We start from the raw sequence: 19,669 nt of genomic DNA, 5'->3' as shown, positions 1-19,669 counted from the left end.
CCACCGCGCCGCTGTTGTAAGCCTTACTATAGCGAATGAATCACAAGACGCGCCGCACGAAGCTTGCGCGCCTTAATGCTCGCGAGTCGCATCAAAGGAGAGATCGGGCCAGCGCTCTTCCATCAGCTGCAAATTGACCCGGGTCGGTGCCAGATAGGTCAGATGACCGCCGCCATCAATGGCCAGGTTGGTGCTGACCTTGTTGCGCAGTTCATCGAGCTTGCGCTCGTCGCCATGAATCCAGCGGGCCGTCTGGACGTTGACCGGCTCATAGATGCAGTCGACCTTGTATTCATCCTTGAGACGGTGCGCGACCACGTCAAACTGAAGCATGCCGACTGCGCCCACGATCATGTCGTTATTGTCCAGCGGCATGAACACCTGAGTGGCGCCCTCCTCGGAAAGCTGCTGAAGCCCCTTCTGAAGCTGCTTGGTCTTGAGCGGGTCTCTCAGGCGCACGCGACGAAACAGTTCGGGCGCAAAGTGCGGAATGCCGGTAAAACGCATCTGCTCGCCGCTGGAGAAGGTATCACCGATCTGAATGGTGCCGTGGTTGTGCAACCCGATGATGTCCCCCGGCCAGGCTTCCTCGACATGCGCGCGGTCGGCAGCCATGAAGGTCAGGGCATCGGCAATCTTGACGTCCTTTTTGATACGCACATGGTGGATTTTCATGTTGCGCTCGTATTTGCCCGAGCAGACACGCAAAAAGGCGATACGGTCACGGTGACGCGGATCCATATTGGCCTGGATCTTGAAAACGAAGCCGGTAAAGCTGCCATCCTCGGCGGCCACTTCACGCGTATCGGTGTCGCGAGGCTGAGGAGATGGCGCGTATTCCACAAAACCATCAAGCATTTCACGCACGCCGAAATTGCCCATGGCCGTACCGAAAAATACCGGCGTCAGCTCACCACGGCGGTAGGCCTCAAGATCGAACTCATGAGAAGCACCGCGCACCAGCTCGATCTCTTCACGCAGTTCGGCCGCCTGGGCAGCGCCGAGCAGTTCATCGACTGCGGGATTATCGATGCCCTTGATCTGCACATCCTCCGGAATGCGATTACCCTGCCCCTGCTTGTAGACATGAATAATGTCATTGACCAGGTGATAGACCCCGCGAAAGTGTCGCCCCATGCCCACAGGCCAGGTCACCGGCGCACAGGCGATATTGAGCACGGTTTCGATTTCATCCATGACTTCAACAGGATCCCGCGTATCGCGGTCCATCTTGTTGATGAAGGTCAGAATCGGCGTGGTACGCAGTCGACAGACCTCCATCAGCTTGATGGTTCGATCCTCGACGCCCTTGGAGCCATCCACCACCATCAGGGCCGAGTCGACGGCCGTCAGCGTACGATAGGTATCCTCGGAGAAATCCTCGTGCCCTGGTGTATCGAGCAGATTGACCATGCGCCCCTTGTAGGGGAACTGCATGACAGAAGTGGTGACGGAGATACCACGCTCCTGCTCCATCTTCATCCAGTCAGAGGTAGTGGTACGCTCCTGACGCTTGCTCTTGACCGCACCGGCGACCTGAATGGCATTACCAAACAGCAGCAGCTTTTCGGTAATGGTGGTCTTGCCCGCGTCGGGGTGGGAAATGATCGCAAAGGTTCTGCGAAGGCTGGCTTCCTGGGCGATCCGGGTATCAGTCATGGATGCTTCAATAGTCATTATGTACACAGTCTGTACGTGAACGGGTTTGGCCGCATTCTACAGGCAGTGCCAGGTGCGGGGATAGAAGGCCCGAGTATTGGCCTGCATCGTCAGCCTTTGATAACCCTCCAAAACGCTATTAAAAAGCCGACGCTTTTCAGAGTCGGCTTTCCGGTTACGCTCATCTTCAACCACTCAACCCTTCAAACATCAGGCATCAGGGCTGATAAGGCGGCGTCTGCTCCGGCGGCACCTCGGGCGGTGGCTGCGATGGCGGCGGATCCTGCAGGGGCGGATCTTCCATCGGTGGCTCTTCAAACGGAGGTTCCTGCGGCTGCGGTGGCTGCTCGGGCGGAGAATGTGGCTCCGGGTCCGGTGGCTGAACCGGTGGCTCGCTCATGGCCTGCCAGGGCGGCTGGCCGGCATCAATACGGGATTGCATCATCATGATCATCTCCTCCTTCGAGGCACAAGGCGGGGCGGGTGTCTCGGAAAAATTCCATTACCTGCCCTGCTCTCATCACGTTAGGCACAAAGCCACCATCGTGCCAGCGCTGTGGCGCACAACGTCATTCTTTACTCCACGACCGTATGACGATTGCGATATCATGGACACACAACGCTACATTCTCTGCTCTGGACACTCATGACGCAGACGCTACTGCTGACGACCCCGGCCCGCAATCTGGTAAGACTGACCATCGCCCGTGGTATCACATGGACCTGCTTTCTGGTCGTGATCCTCTTTGGTATCGAGGTCATGAACTTCAAGCTCAGGGTCGTGCCGATCATCGCCATTATCGTTGCGATGGGGCTGTTCAATGTGGCCACCTGGTGGCGGTTGGGTCAGACGCGTCAGGTCACGGCCATCGAATACCTGATTCATCTGCTCATTGATGTGGCCGGACTGACCCTGATCTTTTATTACACCGGCGGCGCCACCAACCCGGCCATTACCTACTATCTGATTCCGGTGGCGATGGCAGCGGCCACTCAGCCCTGGCGCCATGCCTGCATTACGGCGGCCTCGGCCTTTGTGGCCTACTCGGCGCTCATGGTCTTCTTCGAGCCGGTGCCGGAGCTTCGTCATACAATCGGCGATAGCCTTTTGACCCTCAATGTCCTGGGGATGTGGCTCAACTTTGTTCTATGTGCTGCGCTCATCACCTTTGTCATCTTTCGCATGGCCGATACCCTGCGCCAGCGCGACCGATCGCTTTCCCGCACCCGCGAATCAGCCCTGCGCAACGAGCAGATTCTGGCCGTGGCCAGTCAGGCCGCAGGTACGGCACACGAGCTGGGCACGCCGCTGTCCACCATGATCATGTTGATCGATGAAATGAAGTCCGACCCCATCACCGACACGCAGCGCGCCGACCTTGATCTGCTTCGCAGCCAGGTCGATACCTGCAAACGCCATCTGCGTGAACTGGTGGCCAGCGCCGAACGTCGCCAGAGTGATCCGCCGGCGCGGGTCAATGCTGCCGAATGGCTTGAAGCCCTGATCCAGCGCTGGCTGGTCATGCGCCCCGATGTGACCTATCAGCTCAATGTCGATCATCGCGCAATAACGCTGATGGCCGATCCCACGCTGGATCAGGCCATCATGAACCTTCTCAACAATGCCGCCGATGCCAATCCCCGGGATATCGCCATTACACTGAGTGAAACCTCGCTCAAGGAAAATCGGCGCCAGGTCGTCATCTCGATGATCGATCACGGCCCGGGCATCTCGATGGAAATTGCCAGCCACATGGGAGAGAGCTTCATCTCCGGGCGCTCCAGAGGGCTGGGCATCGGCCTTTTTCTGACCCATTCGACGCTCGACCGCTTCGGTGGCAGTGTCAGTCTCTACAATCAGACCGAAGGGGGCACGCTGACCGAAGTCAGGCTGCCACACCCGGACACCGACCCGTCCTCGCTCTCTTCACGCTCACAGGAATGACACGTCATGCATGAAAAGGCTTCCTTTCTGGTCGTTGATGACGACCCCGTATTTCGCCAGATCATGGAGCGCGCCCTGACGCGCCATGAGTTTGATGTCATGGTGGCCGCCACCATCGAAGATGCCCGCCAGCTGGCCCAGCGACGCCCACCGGAATACGCAACGCTTGACCTGAAACTCGAGGAAAGCTCGGGGCTGCAGTTTCTGCCCACGCTGCTCTCGATCAGCCCTGCCTGCCGGGTCGTGATCCTGACCGGCTATTCGAGCATTACCACTGCCGTTGAAGCGATCAAGCTGGGCGCCGTGAACTATCTCTGCAAGCCGGTCGAGGTCAGCGAGGTGCTGCAGGCCCTGGATGCCCAGGAAGGCAATCCGGATGCCGAGATCGCCGAAAATCCGCCTTCCGTCAACCGCTTGACCTGGGAACACATCCAGCGCGTGCTACAGGATAACGAGGGCAACATTTCGGCCACTGCCCGCAGCCTGGGCATGCACCGGCGTACCCTGCAGCGCAAACTGCAAAAGCGCCCGGTCAAGCGCTGAGCGCCCTGTCAAGTTCTGAGCGGAATCCGCCAGTGCCTCATCCTTCACGACAATACTGACACGACGACAACTGACAGGAGTTTGCATGACTCTCGAAGAGCGCCTTGAAAAGGCTACCCGCATCGCCCACGAAGCAGGCCGTCGTATCAAGGCGGCACGCGAGGGGGGCAGCCTTCAGCGCAATATCAAGCATGGTAACGAACTGGTCACCGACATCGACGTCGCCGTTGATCGCTACATCAGTGAACAGCTGGAGTCGCTGTTCCCGGGTGAGGCACGCCTGACAGAAGAGCTCTCGCCGGATCGTCGTGACCTGAGTGATGAAAAACCGCTGTGGGTGGTGGATCCCATTGATGGCACCGTCAACTTTGCCCATGGTCATCATCATGTCGCCGTCTCCATTGCCTGGGTCGACAAGGGCCGCGTTCAGGTGGGGGTCGTGCACGCCCCGTTTCTGGAAGAAACCTTTACCGGCATTCGCGGCAGCGGGGCCTGGTGCAACGACGAGCCGATCTCGGTCAGCGGCACGCGCGAGCTGGACGCCTCACTGATTGGCACCGGGTTTCCCTATGACCGCGATGCCCGCTTCCCGTTGCTCAGACGACTGCACGCCGTACTGGAAAACTGCCGCGACATTCGCCGCAACGGCGCCGCCGCGCTGGATCTGTGCGCCGTAGCCTGCGGTCGGCTTGATGGCTACTATGAAAGCTGCTCTCCCTGGGATTTTGCGGCAGGGCTTTTGATTGCCCGGGAAGCCGGCGCCCGTACCGGCCATGTCTATGACTGCCCGGAAGGCATTGCCACCGAGCTTTACGGCGAAAACCTGCTGGTTTGTACGCCGGAGATCTATTCTCCCCTGAAGTCATTGATCAAAAAGGGGGACAGCGGCCAGTACCGCTGACCCGGCGTCATCCGGGGCTCTGATGGTCCGGGCAGTGGCCATGACGTCACTGCCCAATCCGCTGCATCCGCCTGTACGGCTCGGGACACACTGCCATGCATTTTCTGTTGGAAGCGACCGTCATGCTCGGGGCTGCCGTCGTGGCAGTTCCCCTGTTTGCACGATTCGGGCTGGGCTCGATACTAGGGTATCTGTGTGCCGGCCTGATTCTGGGCCCCTCGATCAGTGGCTTTATTGCCGACCCCGAGTCGGTGCTTCATGTCTCCGAAATCGGCGTGGTCATGCTGCTGTTCGTGATCGGGCTGGAACTCGAACCTGCCCGGCTCTGGCGCCTGCGCGGCCGGCTTTTCGGTCTTGGCAGTCTGCAGCTTTTCCTGACCGGGCTTTTACTGACCCCGCTGGGGTTCATGCTGGGACTGGGTCAGGCCGCCTCGATCCTGCTCGGGCTGACCCTGGCCCTGTCGTCGACCGCCTTCGCCCTTCAGCTTTTGACCGAGCATCAGCAGCTTGCCAGCCCTCATGGTCAGGCGGCCTTCGCCATCCTGCTGTTTCAGGATCTGGCCGTCATTCCCCTGCTGGCGGTGATCCCCATCCTTGCCGGTAACGCCGGCGCTGAAGATGCCAACCTGTGGCTGACCATTGCCAGAACCACTGCCATCGTGATGGCCACACTGCTGGTGGGGCGCTTCATTTTTCCGCGCGTGTTGCGCATTGTGGCCCGCAGCGAAGTCCATGAAGTCTTTACCGCCGCTGCGCTGTTGATGGTGCTGGGAACCGCCTGGGTAATGGAAGAAGCCGGGCTTTCCATGGCACTGGGCGCCTTTCTGGCCGGGGTACTGCTGGCGGATACGCCCTATCGTCACGAACTCGAAGCCAATATCGAACCCTTCAAGGGCATCCTGCTCGGCCTGTTCTTTCTTTCGGTCGGCATGTCGGTTGACCTGTCGCTGGTCATGCATAACCTGCTGAGCGTGCTGGGCATCACCCTGGCCATTCTGGTGGTCAAGATACTGGTGCTGTGCGTCGTGGGTCTGGTGGCACGTCTACCGCGTCAAAACATTCCACGACTGGCCGCCGTGATCGCACAGGGCGGCGAGTTTGATTTCGTGCTATTGACCACGGCCGTGGCTGCAGGCGTGTTCGAGCAACGTATCGCCAGCCTTTGTATCGCGGCCGTGACGATGTCGATGGCCTGCACGCCCTTTCTCTATACGCTCGGAAGTCGACTGGGCAATCGCCTCAAACCCTCGAAGAGCTGGGACAATCAGTTTCCCGATGATGACCCGCCCGTCATCATTGCAGGGCTGGGGCGCTTTGGGCAGATGGTGGCGCGCGTACTCAAGATGCAAAACGTGCGTTTTACGGCACTGGACCCCAACATCCGTCAGGTGGAATTCATTCGCCAGTTTGGCTCACGCATCTATTACGCCGATGCCACTCGGCTGGAACTGCTGCGCTCGGCAGGCCTTGATCGCGCTCGCATGCTGATCATCTGCGTGGACGATGAGCAGGCGGCCGTGACCATTGCACGCCGGGCACGGGAAAACTACCCCGATCTCATCATTCATGCTCGAGCCCGTAATCGCCATCATGCCTGGCGCCTGCAGGAGCTGGGCGTGAACGTCGTCGTGCGCGAAACCTTTTCGGCAAGCCTTGAGCTGTCCCAGGAAGTTCTGGTCGGGCTGGGCTATCCCAGTGCCAGTGCGAGCCAGGCGGTCAGAACCTTTCGCGACTTCGATGTACGCCTGTTTGAGGAGTCCTACCAGTATCGCAACGACAATGACCAGCTGCTTGAAAGCGATCGCGCCGCCATCGAAGAGTTCTATAAGCTCTTTCAAAGAGAGGACAGGCCTCACCGGGATGCGCCCAAAGCCGGAGAGCATGACGACGACCGCCAGGAGCCGCGCTGACCTCTCATGACGTCATGGATATTCACGGCGATGCTACGCTGAAAAGACATTTTCCATGTCAACACGGAGCAGCACGTCATGACGTCATCCACGCCCCAGGAAACGCTCGAGGCCCTCGGCATCTGCATTACGGGAGCGCCTGAACCTCTCGGTGGCGGAGACATCGGACAGGTCTGGCGAGTGGCCACCTCAGAGGGTGATTTACTGGTCAAGCATGCCGACCCGGCAGGGCTTTCGGCAGAAGCCGACGGTCTGAAAGCCCTGCAGAAAGCCAATACCGGGCTGGTCATTCCGGAGATTCTGGGGGAATTGCCCGGCGCGCTGGTCATGACCTGGTTGCCACCGAGCAGACCCGATCGGCAGGCGCAGGCAGATTTCGGCCGTGGGCTTCTCGCGCTGCATGCCCATACAAGCCCCGAACATGGCTGGCATCGCGATAATTTTGCCGGTACAACACCTCAAATCAATACCTGTCATGAAGATGGCCGTGTCTTTCAGCGCGAGTGCCGTCTGCTGCCGCTGGCGGCACTGTGCCTGCAAAAAAAGCGCATGGATCATGACCTGCATGATCAACTGGTTCAGGTGGCCAATGCACTGGAAAGCTGGCTGCCCGATGCTTCCGCCAGCCTGGTCCACGGCGATCTATGGTCCGGCAACGTGCATTTCAGTACGCAGGGGCCGGCGCTGATTGATCCCGCCATCCACCGTCACTATCCGGAAGTAGACATTGCGCTGCTGGAGCTTTTCGACAGCCCTTCTGACGCCTTTTACGAGGCCTACTGGGACGGCAACGCCCCGGACGACTGGCCACGCCGGCGCGCCTTATTTCAGCTCTATCCGCTGTTGAACCACCTGTACATGTTTGGCGGCAGTTACCATCAGGGTGTGCGCGCGGCCATTGCACAGCTTCCCGGAAGCTGAAGGACAGCGCCCGTGGCGCACCAGCGGTGATGGCTGTTCAGGGAAAATTCAAGTTCGATGCCGTTTCATGACCGGACTGCGCAGGTTCATGAACATGATAGGTAACGGTATAATAAAGCATTTAAACAGGATGCCAGTCACGCCGAACAGCACCCTTAAGGCGGGATCAGCGCCATTGAGCAGTTATTGGCCCGGCAAAAGAGGGCAGATTCCGCATTCAACGCTTCCCAAGACCCTGGAATGTTCCCGTGTACTCGACGAACGGGCATTGTGGTGGTCCCGGCGGCACTGCGTCATCCATGGGCTGGGCCCGACGCGGGCGATCCATTAGGATACGGACACTGCAACAAGGATCCGGACACCATGGCATGGCTCAAAGGCATCATCAGTATCGTGCTGCTGACCGGCAATACGCTGTTCTGGGGAATACCGCTGGTGACATTAAGTCTTTTGAAACTGGCCCTTCCCTTTCGGCCTGTCCAGAGGTGGCTGCTCAAGGGGCTGAACCGGGTTGCCAGCTGCTGGATCACGACCAATAACCTGTGGATACGTCACTGGCTCAAACCGGACTGGCATATTTGCCTGCCTGACACGCTTTCCAGAGAGCGCCACTGGCTGGTCATTGCCAATCATCGCAGCTGGACGGACGTGATTGTCATGCTGTACGCCCTGCATGATCGTTTGCCGATGCCGCGTTTTTTCATCAAGCGGGAGCTGATCTGGGTCCCCATTTTAGGGCTGGCCTGGTGGGCGCTCGAATTTCCCATGATGCGGCGCTACTCCGCCAGCCAGCTCAAGCGTCGTCCTCATCTGGCAAGGCATGACCTGCGAGCGACCCAAAAACTGCTGACCCATATCGACCGTACGCCTGTTACCATCTACAACTTTGCCGAAGGCACACGCTTTACCCGAGCCAAGCATGAACAGCAGGAAAGTCCCTATCAACATCTTCTCAAGCCTCGTGCCGGCGGCTGTGCCCAGGTCATGACGATGATGGGGCATAAACTCTCCGGTATTATTGACGTCACTCTTGACTACCGTCATGGCCGATCACGCTTTTGGGACCTGCTCTGCGGGCGAAGTGCAACGATTACCCTGACGGCGAGACGACTGGACATTCCGGAGTGGATGCCCGACGGGGACTATCTCAATGACACGCATTACAGGGAACGCTTTCAGGCATGGATCAATGCACTATGGCAGGAAAAGGATCAGCACCTCTCATGCACTACCGCTTCCTGACCCTTTTAGTGCTCCTGTTGCTGACAGGCTGTGCCGGGCGTGGAATGAGCGGTGGCGGCGAAGCCGGCTATGTCACTGTCCAGCGGGGCGACACCATGAGCGCCATCGCCCGTCAGGCCGGGGTACCACTGCTGCGGCTGCAGCGGTTCAATCCGGGCATCAGAGCCAACGACATGCGCATCGGGCAGCAGTTGATGCTGCCGGGCCGCAATGAACGTGCCCCCGGCAGCGGGCAATACCGCTACTCGGTGAGAAGCGGCGATACACTGGGGAGAATTGCGAGCCACTTCGGTACGTCCAGCAGCCGTATCACTGCTGCCAACCGCGGTATCGATCCCAACCGCTTGCGGGTCGGGCAAATGCTGACGGTCCCGGTGGGCAGTGCGTCTGCCTCAACGGCCTCGCGCGCCACTGGCGCTCAAACCTCGGCAGTCCCCGCCAGCGCATTACCCAGCGGCGCAGGCCCATGGGCGTGGCCGCTGCGTGGGGCCCAGGTGCAGCGGGAGTTCGGCAAGGACGGCCGCAATGCCCTGCAGCCCATGCTGATGTCCGCCGGGAGTGATCACACGGCTCGGGCCGTGGCCTCCGGTACCGTGCGTTTTGCGGGTACCATGCGCCAGCTTGGCGGCGTCGTCATCGTGCATCATGACAAGAACCTGCAAAGCGTCTATGCCCAGTGCGACCGAATCAACGTCAGCAATGGTCAGCACGTCAGTGCCGGCACACCCGTTTGCGAGGTGCGCCGCGATTCAGGCACCGGCCGCCATGATCTGCTTTTTGACACACGCAATGCGGGCCGTCCCTTCAACCCCAGGCAGATTGTGCGATGACACACGACACAACAACGTCACATGATCGCCCCGCGACCGTCATGAACGACAACCATACTGATCAACATACCGATGATCTCCGAACACCAGCTTCCCGGACACCAATGAAGGTCGCTTTCGTGAGCGAAACCTGGGCCCCCGAAATCAATGGCGTCACGCACACCCTTGGTCATCTGGCGCACCATCTCAAGACGCGCGGGATGTCATTGCAGCTGATTCGCCCCCGGCCCCGAACCGATCATCATGACGAGCTCATGAGTGAAGAGCTGCAGGTCGGTGCCATTCCCATCCCGGATTATGATGGGGTCAGCATGGGGTTTCCGGCGTCTCGCAAGCTTGGCAGACTGTGGCGGGATCATCGCCCGGATGTGGTCTATATCGCGACCGAAGGCCCGCTCGGGCTTTCTGCGCTTAATCAGGCGCGGCGAATGGGGATTCCGGTGATCAGCGGCTTCCATACCAACTTTGATCAGTACAGCCGCCACTACATCATGCTGAAAGTGCTCAGCCCTCTGGTAAGGCCCTTTCTGCGACGTTTTCATAATCGCTCCACCATGACTTTGGTCCCCACCAGGGCCCAGGCGGACAATCTCGCCCAATATGGTTATGACAATGTTAAGGTGATGAGCAGAGGGCTGGATTGTGAGCGTTTTTCACCCGAGCAGCGGGACACGTCGCTGCGCGAGCAATGGGGCGCCGATGAGAACACCCCCGTTGCCCTGCACGTCGGACGTCTGGCGGCCGAGAAAAACGTTTTGCTTTTAATTGACACCCTTGAGGCCATGCGCAAGCGCGAGCCCGACCTCAAGGCAGTACTGGTCGGTGACGGGCCGCAGCGTGCCCTGCTGGAAAAGCGTCTTCCTTGGGCGCACTTTGCAGGATTCCAGCGCGATCAGGCGCTGGCCAGACACTACGCCAGTGCCGACATTTTCCTGTTTCCGTCGCTGTCGGAAACCTTTGGCAATGTCGTCACCGAGGCGATGGCCAGCGGACTGGCCGTTGCTGCCTTTGATTATGCCGCCGCAGGCGAGCTGATTTGCGAGGATATACAGGGTAAGCTTGCCGCCCCTGACAGACCGGCACAGTTTATTGAAGCTGCCGTGGCGCTCTGTGATGACATGGCATCGGCCCGGGAAATGGGCCGCGCTGCCTGTGAGCGGGTACATACACTGGGCTGGCCAAAGATTGGCGACGCCTTTATTGATTATCTGCGTCAGGCACAGGAGGTGAACGATGGCAGGTGAACGACTGATTCCGGTATTTAAAAGACTCGATACGCTCGAGTGGAAAGCCTGCAACAAACTGGCACGTCTTGGCGCCTATCGTCCGCTTCTTTTCGTTCTGCGCTGGGCAAGCCGTCTGGGTGATGCGCCAGCATGGATCGTCATGTGTCTGAGCATTCCGCTGCTGACACAGTGGTGGTACGGCTGGTTTCTGGGGGTCTGCTTCGGCCTTTCAGCAGCGGTAGGCGGTATCCTGTATCGCCTGCTTAAAAACCGTCTGTGCCGCGAACGTCCCTACATCTCCTTTGAAATCCCCTGCACCATGCCGCCACTGGATCGCTACAGCTTTCCCAGCGGCCATACCCTTCATGCCGTGATGTTCACCACGCTGGCCGCCTTGTTCGTGCCGCAACTGCTGATTGTAGTGGCGCCCTTTGCAGTGCTGGTCATGCTCTCCCGCGTCATACTGGGCCTTCACTACATTACCGATGTCGCGGCAGGCGCCCTGATCGGCTTTGTACTGGCGCATGGCATGGCACTGATCATTGTTGCCCTGCGCAGCATGCTGTTTGGCATGTAATCAATAACACCACACTGAAAAATAATCTGTGAGCCGGTGCCCGTGAAGGCGCCGGCTTTTTTATAAGCAAAAATTCTCCCGCCAGCCCTGCCTTCTTTAACTTTGGTAACGCTCCGGACTAACGTCTTACAGCCAGATACGTCGTATTACTGAATGCTGTGTCAGACATAATCATAACAACCGGCAGGGAACGATGGCGCACCACATGGCCGAGCATGCAGCCCATGCAAGGCTTGAAGGCCCGTTGTTTTTCCTGTCTGTCTGGTTCAACGGAGCACGCCCATGAAGATTACCCCCTCGCTGAAAGCTGGTGCCTTTCTTGTACTTGGCGCATTTGCACTCAACGCTTACAGCGCCGAATACGAATGGAAATTTCAGGCCTCTGAAACCTCTGGAGAGCCCAGTTTCAAGATCAAGCAGGAATGGGCCGACAGGATCAAAACGATGACCGATGGCCGCGTGGCCATTGAGGTGATGCCAATCAATGCCGTGGTAGGTCCTACTGAAACCCTGCAGGCCGTCAGCGCCGGGATACTGCAGGGGCATATGACAGATCCCAGCTATTTTTCGGGCCAGAACCCGGCCTTTGGCATGCTGGGCAACCTGGTGGGCGCCTGGCAAAACCCCTACGACTTCCTGGAATACATGAAGTATGCCGGCGGCGAAGGCCTCTACAACGAGCTGGTCGAACCCTACGGTGTACACCTGATCTCGGCGGCCACCTTCCCGCTGGAATCCGTCCCCTCCACGGTGGAAATCAAGACCATAGAGGACTTCAAGGGCCTCAAGATTCGCGCCCCGCAGGGCATGGTGTACAACATCTTCGAGCGTATTGGCGCAACGCCGGTCAACCTGCCGGGCTCCGAAGTCTATACCGGCCTTGAAAAGGGCGTGATTGACGCCGCCGACTCCACGGTCCTTTCCAACAATGATGCCCAGGGGCTTCATCAGTTCGCCCCCTATCCGCTCTATCCCGGCTTCCACTCCATGCCCATGATCGCGGTGTCGATCAACAAGCAGATATGGGATGGCCTGCCGCAGGATCTGCAGGTCACGCTCAAGACCTCCTTTGATCGCATGGCCTACGACCTGATCGCACGCCTCAAGGCGCTGGATCTCGAGACGCTGGCCAAGCTCGAAAAGGACCCCGATGTGCACCCTTATGATTTGCCGCCGGAAGAGCGCAAAAAGTTTCGCCAGGCGGCCGAGAAGGAGTGGCAGGAATGGGCCGGCCGCAATGACATGACCCAAAAGATTTATGATTCGGCCACCGGATTTCTGCGCTCACGTGACCTGCTTTGATCGCAGCACACGACCGCTCGGACCATACCGATAACAACGACAAGGGAAATTCATCATGTCTATCCGCTTTCCGCTAAAAGCCTGTCTTCTCATTGCACTGGGCAGTACAGCGTTTACTGCTCAGGCCGCCGAATATGAATGGACCTTTCAAACGTCGGAAACCTCCGGTGAGCCGCAGTTTGAAATGAAAAAGGCATGGGCCGACAACGTGGAGAAAATGTCGAACGGCCGTATTGCCATTGAGATTTTACCCGTTGGCGCCGTGGTACAGGCCAATCAAACCCTGCAGGCAGTGCGCTCCGGCATCCTGCAGGGGCATCTGACCGACCCCAGCTACTTCACCGGCCAGGACCCGGCCTTTGGCATGATGGGAAATCTGGTTGGCGCCTGGAGCGACCCCTACGACTTTCTTGATTACATGAACAATGCCGGCGGTGAGGCGCTCTACAACAAGCTGGTCGAACCCTACGGACTTCATCTGATCGGCGCTGCCGCCACAGGCCTTGAGTCCCTGCCCTCCAGCAAGCCGATTCGCTCCATTGCAGACATGAAAGGGCTCAAACTGCGGGCGCCGGAAGGCATGGTCTACAACATCTTCGAAAAGGCAGGCGCCACGCCGGTCAACCTGCCGGGCTCGGAGGTCTATACGGGGCTTGAAAAGGGGGTCATCGATGCCGCCGATTACACGGTCTTTGCCACCAACCAGGCGCAGGGGCTGCATGATTTTGCGCCCTATCCGCTTTACCCCGGCTTCCACTCCCTGCCCATGGTCGCCGTCTCGATCAATAACGACATCTGGAAGAGTCTGCCGGCTGACCTGCAGGCCATGCTGACCACATCAGTAGACGCGCTCGCCTACGAGATGGTCGCCGAGCTGAAAACACGCGATCTGGAGGCGGTACGCCAGGCCCGCCAGAACCCGGATATCGAGATCATTGATCTATCCCTGGAAGAGCGCGCGAAGTTCCGTGATATCGCCCGTCAGGAGTGGGCCGAGTGGGCCGGGCGCAACGACATTACCCGTGAGTACTATGACTCGGTCGTGGCCTATCTCAAGGCACACAATCTGCTGCCCGCAGAAAGCGACAATCAAGCAAAAGACGCATCATCCTGATTAAACAGTCCTTGCGCAGGCACGGCCAGAGGCACGATATGGCCGTGCCATCCTCCGATCGATTTTCTCTGATGCAGAGGCTGTCTCATGTCCAAAGATCCTCACCGCCAGCATGGCGTTATCGAAGCAGACGAGGAAGAGCTCGCGCGTTCGAACCCGGACCATATCGATCGTGCCCCGGACCCGGTACGCAGCTTTCTCGACCGCGGCGTGGTGTGGTGTGCTCGGGGCGCCGCCTGGCTCATCTTCGCTGCCATGGCCGTCAGCGTTTATGAAGTGCTCATGCGTTACGGCTTCAACTCTCCCACCTCGTGGGTGCACGAAAGCGTTGTGATGCTGGTGGCCGTCAGTTTTGCGCTTGGCGGGCCGGCAGCGTTGGCCAGCAACCGCCATATTCGTGTGCGCGTTCTCTATGACAGTGCCGGTCCGCGCCTGAGGCTCTGGCTGGACCGTTTCAATGATCTTGTGACCTTCGGCTTTTGTCTGGCCATGAGCTACGCCGCCTTCACCATGTTCTGGGACGCCTCGCACAACCCTCTGGGGGCATGGCAGCTGGAACGCTCCGGTACCTCCTGGAACCCGCCGTTTCCGGCGCTGGTGAAAGGCATCATCATGGCGTCACTGATGATCATGTGCGTCCAGTCGCTGGTCCATTTCATTCAGTCCCTGCGAGGCAGGCCTGCCGAGGTACGGCACAATGACGGGGAGGCAGCGTCATGACCATTGCCGACGGTACGATCCTGATGGTCGGGGCCATCTTTGCCCTATTGATTACCGGCCTGCCGCTGGCCTTCATTACCGGCCTGGTCGCACTCGCCTTTACCTTCGGCTGGTTCGGCCCAATGGCCATGCCGCTGGTCACCAGCCGCATCTATGGTTTTGTCACCGAGTATTCACTGGTGGCGGTACCCATGTTCGTGTTGATGGCATCTCTGCTGGACCGCTCCGGGATCGCAAAGGATTTGTTCAATGCCATGCGTGTCTTTGCAGGCCGACTGCCCGGCGGTGTGGCGGTGCAGACGGTGGTCGTGGCGTTTTTTCTGGCGGCGCTTTCGGGGATTATTGGAGGTGAAATCGTGCTGCTGGGCATTCTTGCCCTGCCGCAGATGCTGCGACTGGGGTATGACAAGCATCTGTCCATTGGCGTGGTCTGCGCCGGCGGCTCACTGGGGACCATGATGCCGCCCTCGATCGTACTGATCATCTATGGGTTGATTGCCAGTGTCTCCATTGCCGATCTGTTTACCGCCGCCATCACACCGGCCGTGATCCTGATGCTGTCCTACATCGGTTATGTACTGGTGCGCTGCCTGAAAAACCCAAGCCTTGGCCCACCGTTAACCGAAGAAGACCGACGCGAAACCTTTGCCACCAAAGGCAAGGCACTGCAGGCGATTATCGTACCGGCGCTGATCGCGGTGCTTGTTCTGGGCTCGATCTATGGCGGTGTGGCCTCGGTTACGGAAGCAGCGGCCATGGGGGTGTTCGGCGTGTTGCTGGCGATCGTGCTGCGTGGAGAGTTCTCGTTCAAGACCATGCACGAAAGCCTTGGTCAGACGCTGATGACCTGCGGCATGATTATCTGGATCGGCATCGGCGCAGCAGCCCTGGTTGGGGTCTACAACCTGATGGGAGGGAACCGGTTTATCTCGGGCATGATCATGGGCCTTGATGTTGCCCCGATCGTGATCGTCCTGGTGATGATGGGCATCCTGCTGGTGCTGGGCATGTTCCTCGACTGGATTGGCGTGGCGATGCTGACCCTGCCGATCTTTGTCCCGATCATTACGCAGCTGGGCTACAGCCCAATATGGTTCGGGATTTTGTTTGCCGTCAACATGCAGGTGTCTTTCCTGTCACCGCCGTTCGGGCCGGCGGCATTTTATCTCAAGGGAGTCGCCCCGCCGGAAATCAGCCTCCAGGATATTTTTGTCTCGCTGCTGCCCTTTATTGCCCTGCAGCTGCTGGTGCTGTTTGCCCTGCTGTTCTGGCCTGATCTTGCCATGTGGCTGGTGTAGACATTGGACACCCTGCAACGCCAGACCTGAAAAGGAACAGCCTGTCGGAAAAAGGCCCTGCCAACGCAGGGCCTTTACCGGTTCCATTCAGCCGCAATAGCACTTCATCCACGACAGCAATTCAGCCACGATAGTAGTGCGTCGTGACAAAGGGCATCGGCGTGACCGTCATGTCCATCCGGCGGCCGCGCACTTCGGCCTGCAGCTTTTGACCCGGCGCACAGCACTCACGCTTGAGATACCCCATGGCAACAGGCATACCGACCGAGGGGCCAAAGGTGCCTGAAGTGACCTCACCGATGGGGTCCCCTTCCATATTGAAAAGTTTCGCGCCTTCACGCACCGGCGCCTTTCCGTCGGACTTCAGCCCGACTCGCAACCGTTCGGTATCCTGATTGGCCTGCTGGGTCAGGATCACGTCTGCCCCCGGGAACCCGCCTTCACGCTCACCGCCCTGGCGCCTTGCCTTGCCAATCGCCCAGCCCAGAGAAGCTTCAATGGGCGTGGTGTCTTCACCCATGTCGTGGCCATAGAGACACAGCCCGGCCTCCAGTCGCAGTGAGTCACGCGCACCTAGCCCAATGGGCGCCACCTCTTCCTGAGCGAGCAGCCATTCGGCAATGTCCTTGGCACCGTCTGCCGCAATGGACAGCTCGAAACCATCTTCTCCGGTATACCCCGAACAGCTCACCCAGACCTCATGGCTCATAATTTCGAACCGGGCATGCTGCATGAAGGTGAGCTCTGCCGCCTGCGGACACAGCCTGCGCATCACCGCACGGGCCATGGGCCCCTGAAGCGCCAGCAGAGCACGATCCTCGACCACCTCAAGAACACCGCCCTCACCCAGCCCGCTTCTCAACAGGGCCGCATCTGCAGCGCGACAGGCGGCATTAACGACCAGATAGAGATGATCCCCGGCATTGACCGCCATGAAGTCATCATGGATACCGCCCACGTTGCTGGTAAACAGGCCGTAGCGCTGGCGCCCGGGGACAATACTCACGGCATCAATGGGCGATACCCGCTCCAGCGCCTGTGCCGGCTGACTACCGCGAATCAGCATCTGCCCCATGTGCGAGACGTCAAACAGTCCACACTGGCGACGGGTATGCTCATGCTCACGCTTGATCCCCATCTCGAACTGGACAGGCATTTCATAGCCGGCGAAGGGAACAAATCTGGCCCCGCGCTGTTGCCAGAGCGTATAAAGCGGCGTTCGATGCAGGGTTGACATAAATCCTCCGGATCCGGTTCATGAATGAATGCTGTTGGTGTACACGGCCCTCGTTTGCCGGGGCCATGCACATGCCGCCGACCTGTTTTTACCCTTGATTGGCCGCCTGCCTTTCCGCAGCGAAATGCTCTCGAGTCAGCTTGAAAACGACCGGTGACAGCAGCGCCAGGGCGATCAGGTTGGGGATCGCCATCAAAGCGTTAAAGGTATCCGCCAGCAGCCAGATGAAATCAAGATGGGCCATTGCTCCCACGGGGATGGCCAGCACAAATGCAATGCGATAAACACGCGCTGCGCGGCTGCCAAAAAGATACTGAAAGCATCGTTCGCCGTAGTACGACCAGCCCAGAATGGTGGTAAAGGCAAAGATCGCCAGCGCAATGGCCACGATATAGTCGCCGGGTCCCGGCAACGCCGTCCTGAAGGCCAGAGAGGTCAATGAAGCGCCCGAGTCCCCGTCAAGCCACTGCCCAGAGGTCAAGATGGCCAGAGCCGTTACAGAACAGACCACGATGGTATCAATGAAGGTGCCCAGCATGGCCACCATCCCCTGCCTGACGGGGCTGTTGGTCTGCGCTGCAGCATGGGCAATGGGGGCACTGCCAAGCCCGGCCTCATTGGAGAAGACCCCTCGAGCCACACCAAAGCGGATGGCCGCAGCGACGGCCGCACCGGCAAACCCGCCGGCCGCTGAAATGGGCGTAAAGGCATGACGAACAATCAACAAGAACGCTTCGGGGATGGCGGCATAGTTAATGGCCAGTACGATCAGACCGGCCAGCAGATAGGCCACGGCCATGAACGGCACCAGACGTCCGGCGACGCTTGAGATACGCTGGATGCCTCCGAGAATGACGGCACCCGCCAGCACCATGATGACCAGACCGGTCACCCAGGAAGGAATGCTGAAAGAGGTCGACAGGGCATCGGCGACCGAATTGGCCTGCACCGTATTACCGATGCCAAACGACGCCAGTGTTCCAAACAGGGCAAACAACACACCCAGCCAGGCATAGCGTTTGCCAAGACCGTTTTTGATGTAATACATCGGCCCGCCCACGAAATTGCCCTGATCATCGCGCTCGCGAAAACGCACGGCACAGACCGCCTCGGCGTATTTGGTGGCCATGCCGACCAGAGCGGTCATCCACATCCAGAACACGGCGCCTGGCCCGCCAAGCGCGATGGCAGTGGCCACACCGGCAATATTGCCGGTGCCGATGGTGGCCGACAGCGAGGTCATGAGCGCGTTAAACGATGAAATCTCGCCGCTGTCCTTTTCACCCGGCGTACGCCCCTGCCACAGCAGTCCAAAGGCGCGACCGATGTTGCGTACCGGCATCCCCTTGAGCCCGATCTGAAGATAAAGTCCGACACCCAGTAACAGCATCAGCATCAGTGGCCCCCAGACCACTCCATTAATTCCTTCCACCAGTCCCTGCAATGCTTCCATGACCGATTTCTCCCGATTTGTTATTGAAGTCATAGTGTGTCAAACGACATGGATGACGGCGCATCATGAAAATCTACAGGCTGACCCTGACAATGTCATGGCAAGCTTGCCGGAGACCGACGTTTTTCACGCCAGCCTCTTTTAGTCCTCGACCGGCGACGTTACGATAAGGAAAAAGTTTCCGATCGGAAACACACCGGCATAACAAAATCGCCGATCCGCAATCAGCAGTGGACGAGCAAGCTGCCTGAAGCCACCCTATAGGCAGGTCAGCCTCGTTATCCCCGGGATGTTTCGCCATCCGTCATCTTGGCATTGAACAGGACATATAATATGAGCCAGATCCCCACTAATCTTCGCTATTCGGACAGTCACGAATGGGTCCAGGACAATGGTGATGGTACGGTCACCATCGGCATTACCGACCATGCCCAGCAGGCCCTTGGCGATGTGGTCTTCGTGGAGCTTCCCGAAGTGGGCAGTACCCTTGCGACAGGCGAAGAGTTCGGTGTGGTCGAGTCGGTCAAAGCCGCCTCGGACCTTTATGCCCCACTGAGTGGTGAAGTCCTGGGCGTCAACACCCTGCTCGAGGATGCCCCTGAAAGCCTCAATGAAAGCCCCTATGACGATGCCTGGCTGATCAAGATTCGTCTGGCAGAACCCGATGAACTCGAATCGCTGATGGACGCTGACAGCTATACCGAGCTTGTTGCCAACGAAGCCAACGACTGATCGCGTTTACCACCAACACCCGAGGCTGACCTCCTCGCTGTTGTCGGAAGGCCGCTCAC

The 19,669-nt window shown here is 58.8% G+C and carries 18 protein-coding genes; 14 read left to right on the top strand and 4 right to left on the bottom strand.

Annotated elements, in window-relative coordinates; translation table 11 throughout:
• Positions 1-72: 72 nt before the first annotated feature.
• Together ACUN8C_RS07840 and ACUN8C_RS07835 are read right to left on the bottom strand one after the other, a co-directional pair.
• On the bottom strand, positions 73-1,659 hold the full coding sequence (locus ACUN8C_RS07840; protein ID WP_445621661.1) for a peptide chain release factor 3: 1,587 nt from the start codon (positions 1,657-1,659) through the stop codon (positions 73-75).
• A gap of 217 nt (positions 1,660-1,876) precedes the next feature.
• Positions 1,877-2,107, bottom strand: coding sequence for a hypothetical protein (locus tag ACUN8C_RS07835; protein WP_445621660.1), 231 nt, complete (start codon positions 2,105-2,107; stop codon positions 1,877-1,879).
• Positions 2,108-2,305: 198 nt separating this feature from the next.
• Here ACUN8C_RS07835 and ACUN8C_RS07830 point away from each other — a divergent pair, with 198 nt between their 5' ends.
• The 13 genes from ACUN8C_RS07830 to ACUN8C_RS07770 all read left to right on the top strand — a co-directional run bounded on the left by ACUN8C_RS07830 (position 2,306) and on the right by ACUN8C_RS07770 (position 16,188).
• Positions 2,306-3,604, top strand: coding sequence for an ATP-binding protein (locus ACUN8C_RS07830; RefSeq protein WP_445621659.1), 1,299 nt, complete (start codon positions 2,306-2,308; stop codon positions 3,602-3,604).
• 6 nt (positions 3,605-3,610) lie between these two features.
• A complete protein-coding gene (locus ACUN8C_RS07825; protein WP_445621658.1) occupies positions 3,611-4,147 on the top strand; it encodes a response regulator transcription factor in 537 nt (178 codons plus the stop codon).
• 85 nt (positions 4,148-4,232) lie between these two features.
• Positions 4,233-5,048, top strand: coding sequence for an inositol monophosphatase family protein (locus tag ACUN8C_RS07820; RefSeq protein ID WP_445621657.1), 816 nt, complete (start codon positions 4,233-4,235; stop codon positions 5,046-5,048).
• 95 nt (positions 5,049-5,143) lie between these two features.
• Positions 5,144-6,958: a monovalent cation:proton antiporter-2 (CPA2) family protein gene (locus ACUN8C_RS07815; RefSeq protein WP_445621656.1), complete on the top strand. Its 1,815-nt coding sequence runs from the start codon at positions 5,144-5,146 to the stop codon at positions 6,956-6,958.
• Between the two features lie 78 nt (positions 6,959-7,036).
• On the top strand, positions 7,037-7,879 hold the full coding sequence (locus ACUN8C_RS07810; RefSeq protein ID WP_445621655.1) for a fructosamine kinase family protein: 843 nt from the start codon (positions 7,037-7,039) through the stop codon (positions 7,877-7,879).
• Between the two features lie 363 nt (positions 7,880-8,242).
• Complete coding sequence (locus ACUN8C_RS07805; protein ID WP_445621654.1) at positions 8,243-9,121, top strand: acyltransferase; 879 nt, start codon at positions 8,243-8,245, stop codon at positions 9,119-9,121.
• On the top strand, positions 9,103-9,951 hold the full coding sequence (locus tag ACUN8C_RS07800; protein WP_445621653.1) for a LysM peptidoglycan-binding domain-containing protein: 849 nt from the start codon (positions 9,103-9,105) through the stop codon (positions 9,949-9,951). Before ACUN8C_RS07805 ends, ACUN8C_RS07800 begins: the two co-directional genes overlap by 19 nt.
• A 119-nt stretch (positions 9,952-10,070) precedes the next feature.
• The gene (locus ACUN8C_RS07795) at positions 10,071-11,195 is read left to right on the top strand and encodes a glycosyltransferase family 4 protein (protein ID WP_445621652.1); all 1,125 of its coding nucleotides are present in this window, start codon (positions 10,071-10,073) and stop codon (positions 11,193-11,195) included.
• Positions 11,185-11,754 (top strand): phosphatase PAP2 family protein, encoded by a 570-nt coding sequence (locus ACUN8C_RS07790; RefSeq protein ID WP_445621651.1) that lies wholly within the window; start codon positions 11,185-11,187, stop codon positions 11,752-11,754. Before ACUN8C_RS07795 ends, ACUN8C_RS07790 begins: the two co-directional genes overlap by 11 nt.
• 282 nt (positions 11,755-12,036) lie before the next feature.
• Positions 12,037-13,056 (top strand): TRAP transporter substrate-binding protein, encoded by a 1,020-nt coding sequence (locus ACUN8C_RS07785; protein ID WP_445621650.1) that lies wholly within the window; start codon positions 12,037-12,039, stop codon positions 13,054-13,056.
• A 55-nt stretch (positions 13,057-13,111) separates the two neighbouring features.
• On the top strand, positions 13,112-14,170 hold the full coding sequence (locus ACUN8C_RS07780; RefSeq protein WP_445621649.1) for a TRAP transporter substrate-binding protein: 1,059 nt from the start codon (positions 13,112-13,114) through the stop codon (positions 14,168-14,170).
• 87 nt (positions 14,171-14,257) lie between these two features.
• Positions 14,258-14,890, top strand: coding sequence for a TRAP transporter small permease subunit (locus ACUN8C_RS07775; RefSeq protein WP_445621648.1), 633 nt, complete (start codon positions 14,258-14,260; stop codon positions 14,888-14,890).
• Entirely contained in the window at positions 14,887-16,188 is a 1,302-nt protein-coding gene (locus tag ACUN8C_RS07770; protein WP_445621647.1) for a TRAP transporter large permease, read from the top strand. The genes ACUN8C_RS07775 and ACUN8C_RS07770 overlap by 4 nt, the downstream gene beginning before the upstream one ends.
• 121 nt (positions 16,189-16,309) lie before the next feature.
• On the opposite strand, the gene gcvT is transcribed toward ACUN8C_RS07770, so the two are convergent.
• On the bottom strand, positions 16,310-17,425 hold the full coding sequence (gene gcvT, locus ACUN8C_RS07765; RefSeq protein WP_445621646.1) for a glycine cleavage system aminomethyltransferase GcvT: 1,116 nt from the start codon (positions 17,423-17,425) through the stop codon (positions 16,310-16,312).
• An 88-nt stretch (positions 17,426-17,513) separates the two neighbouring features.
• Entirely contained in the window at positions 17,514-18,878 is a 1,365-nt protein-coding gene (locus ACUN8C_RS07760) for an alanine/glycine:cation symporter family protein (RefSeq protein ID WP_445621645.1), read from the bottom strand.
• A 333-nt stretch (positions 18,879-19,211) separates the two neighbouring features.
• Between ACUN8C_RS07760 and gcvH the strand changes: the two genes are divergently transcribed.
• On the top strand, positions 19,212-19,610 hold the full coding sequence (gene gcvH, locus ACUN8C_RS07755) for a glycine cleavage system protein GcvH (protein WP_108843624.1): 399 nt from the start codon (positions 19,212-19,214) through the stop codon (positions 19,608-19,610).
• Positions 19,611-19,669: the final 59 nt, after the last annotated feature.

The organism is Kushneria sp. Sum13, from assembly GCF_052692355.1.
Note: the sequence above shows the minus strand (reverse complement) of the source record. Positions and strands in the feature narration are given on the sequence as shown.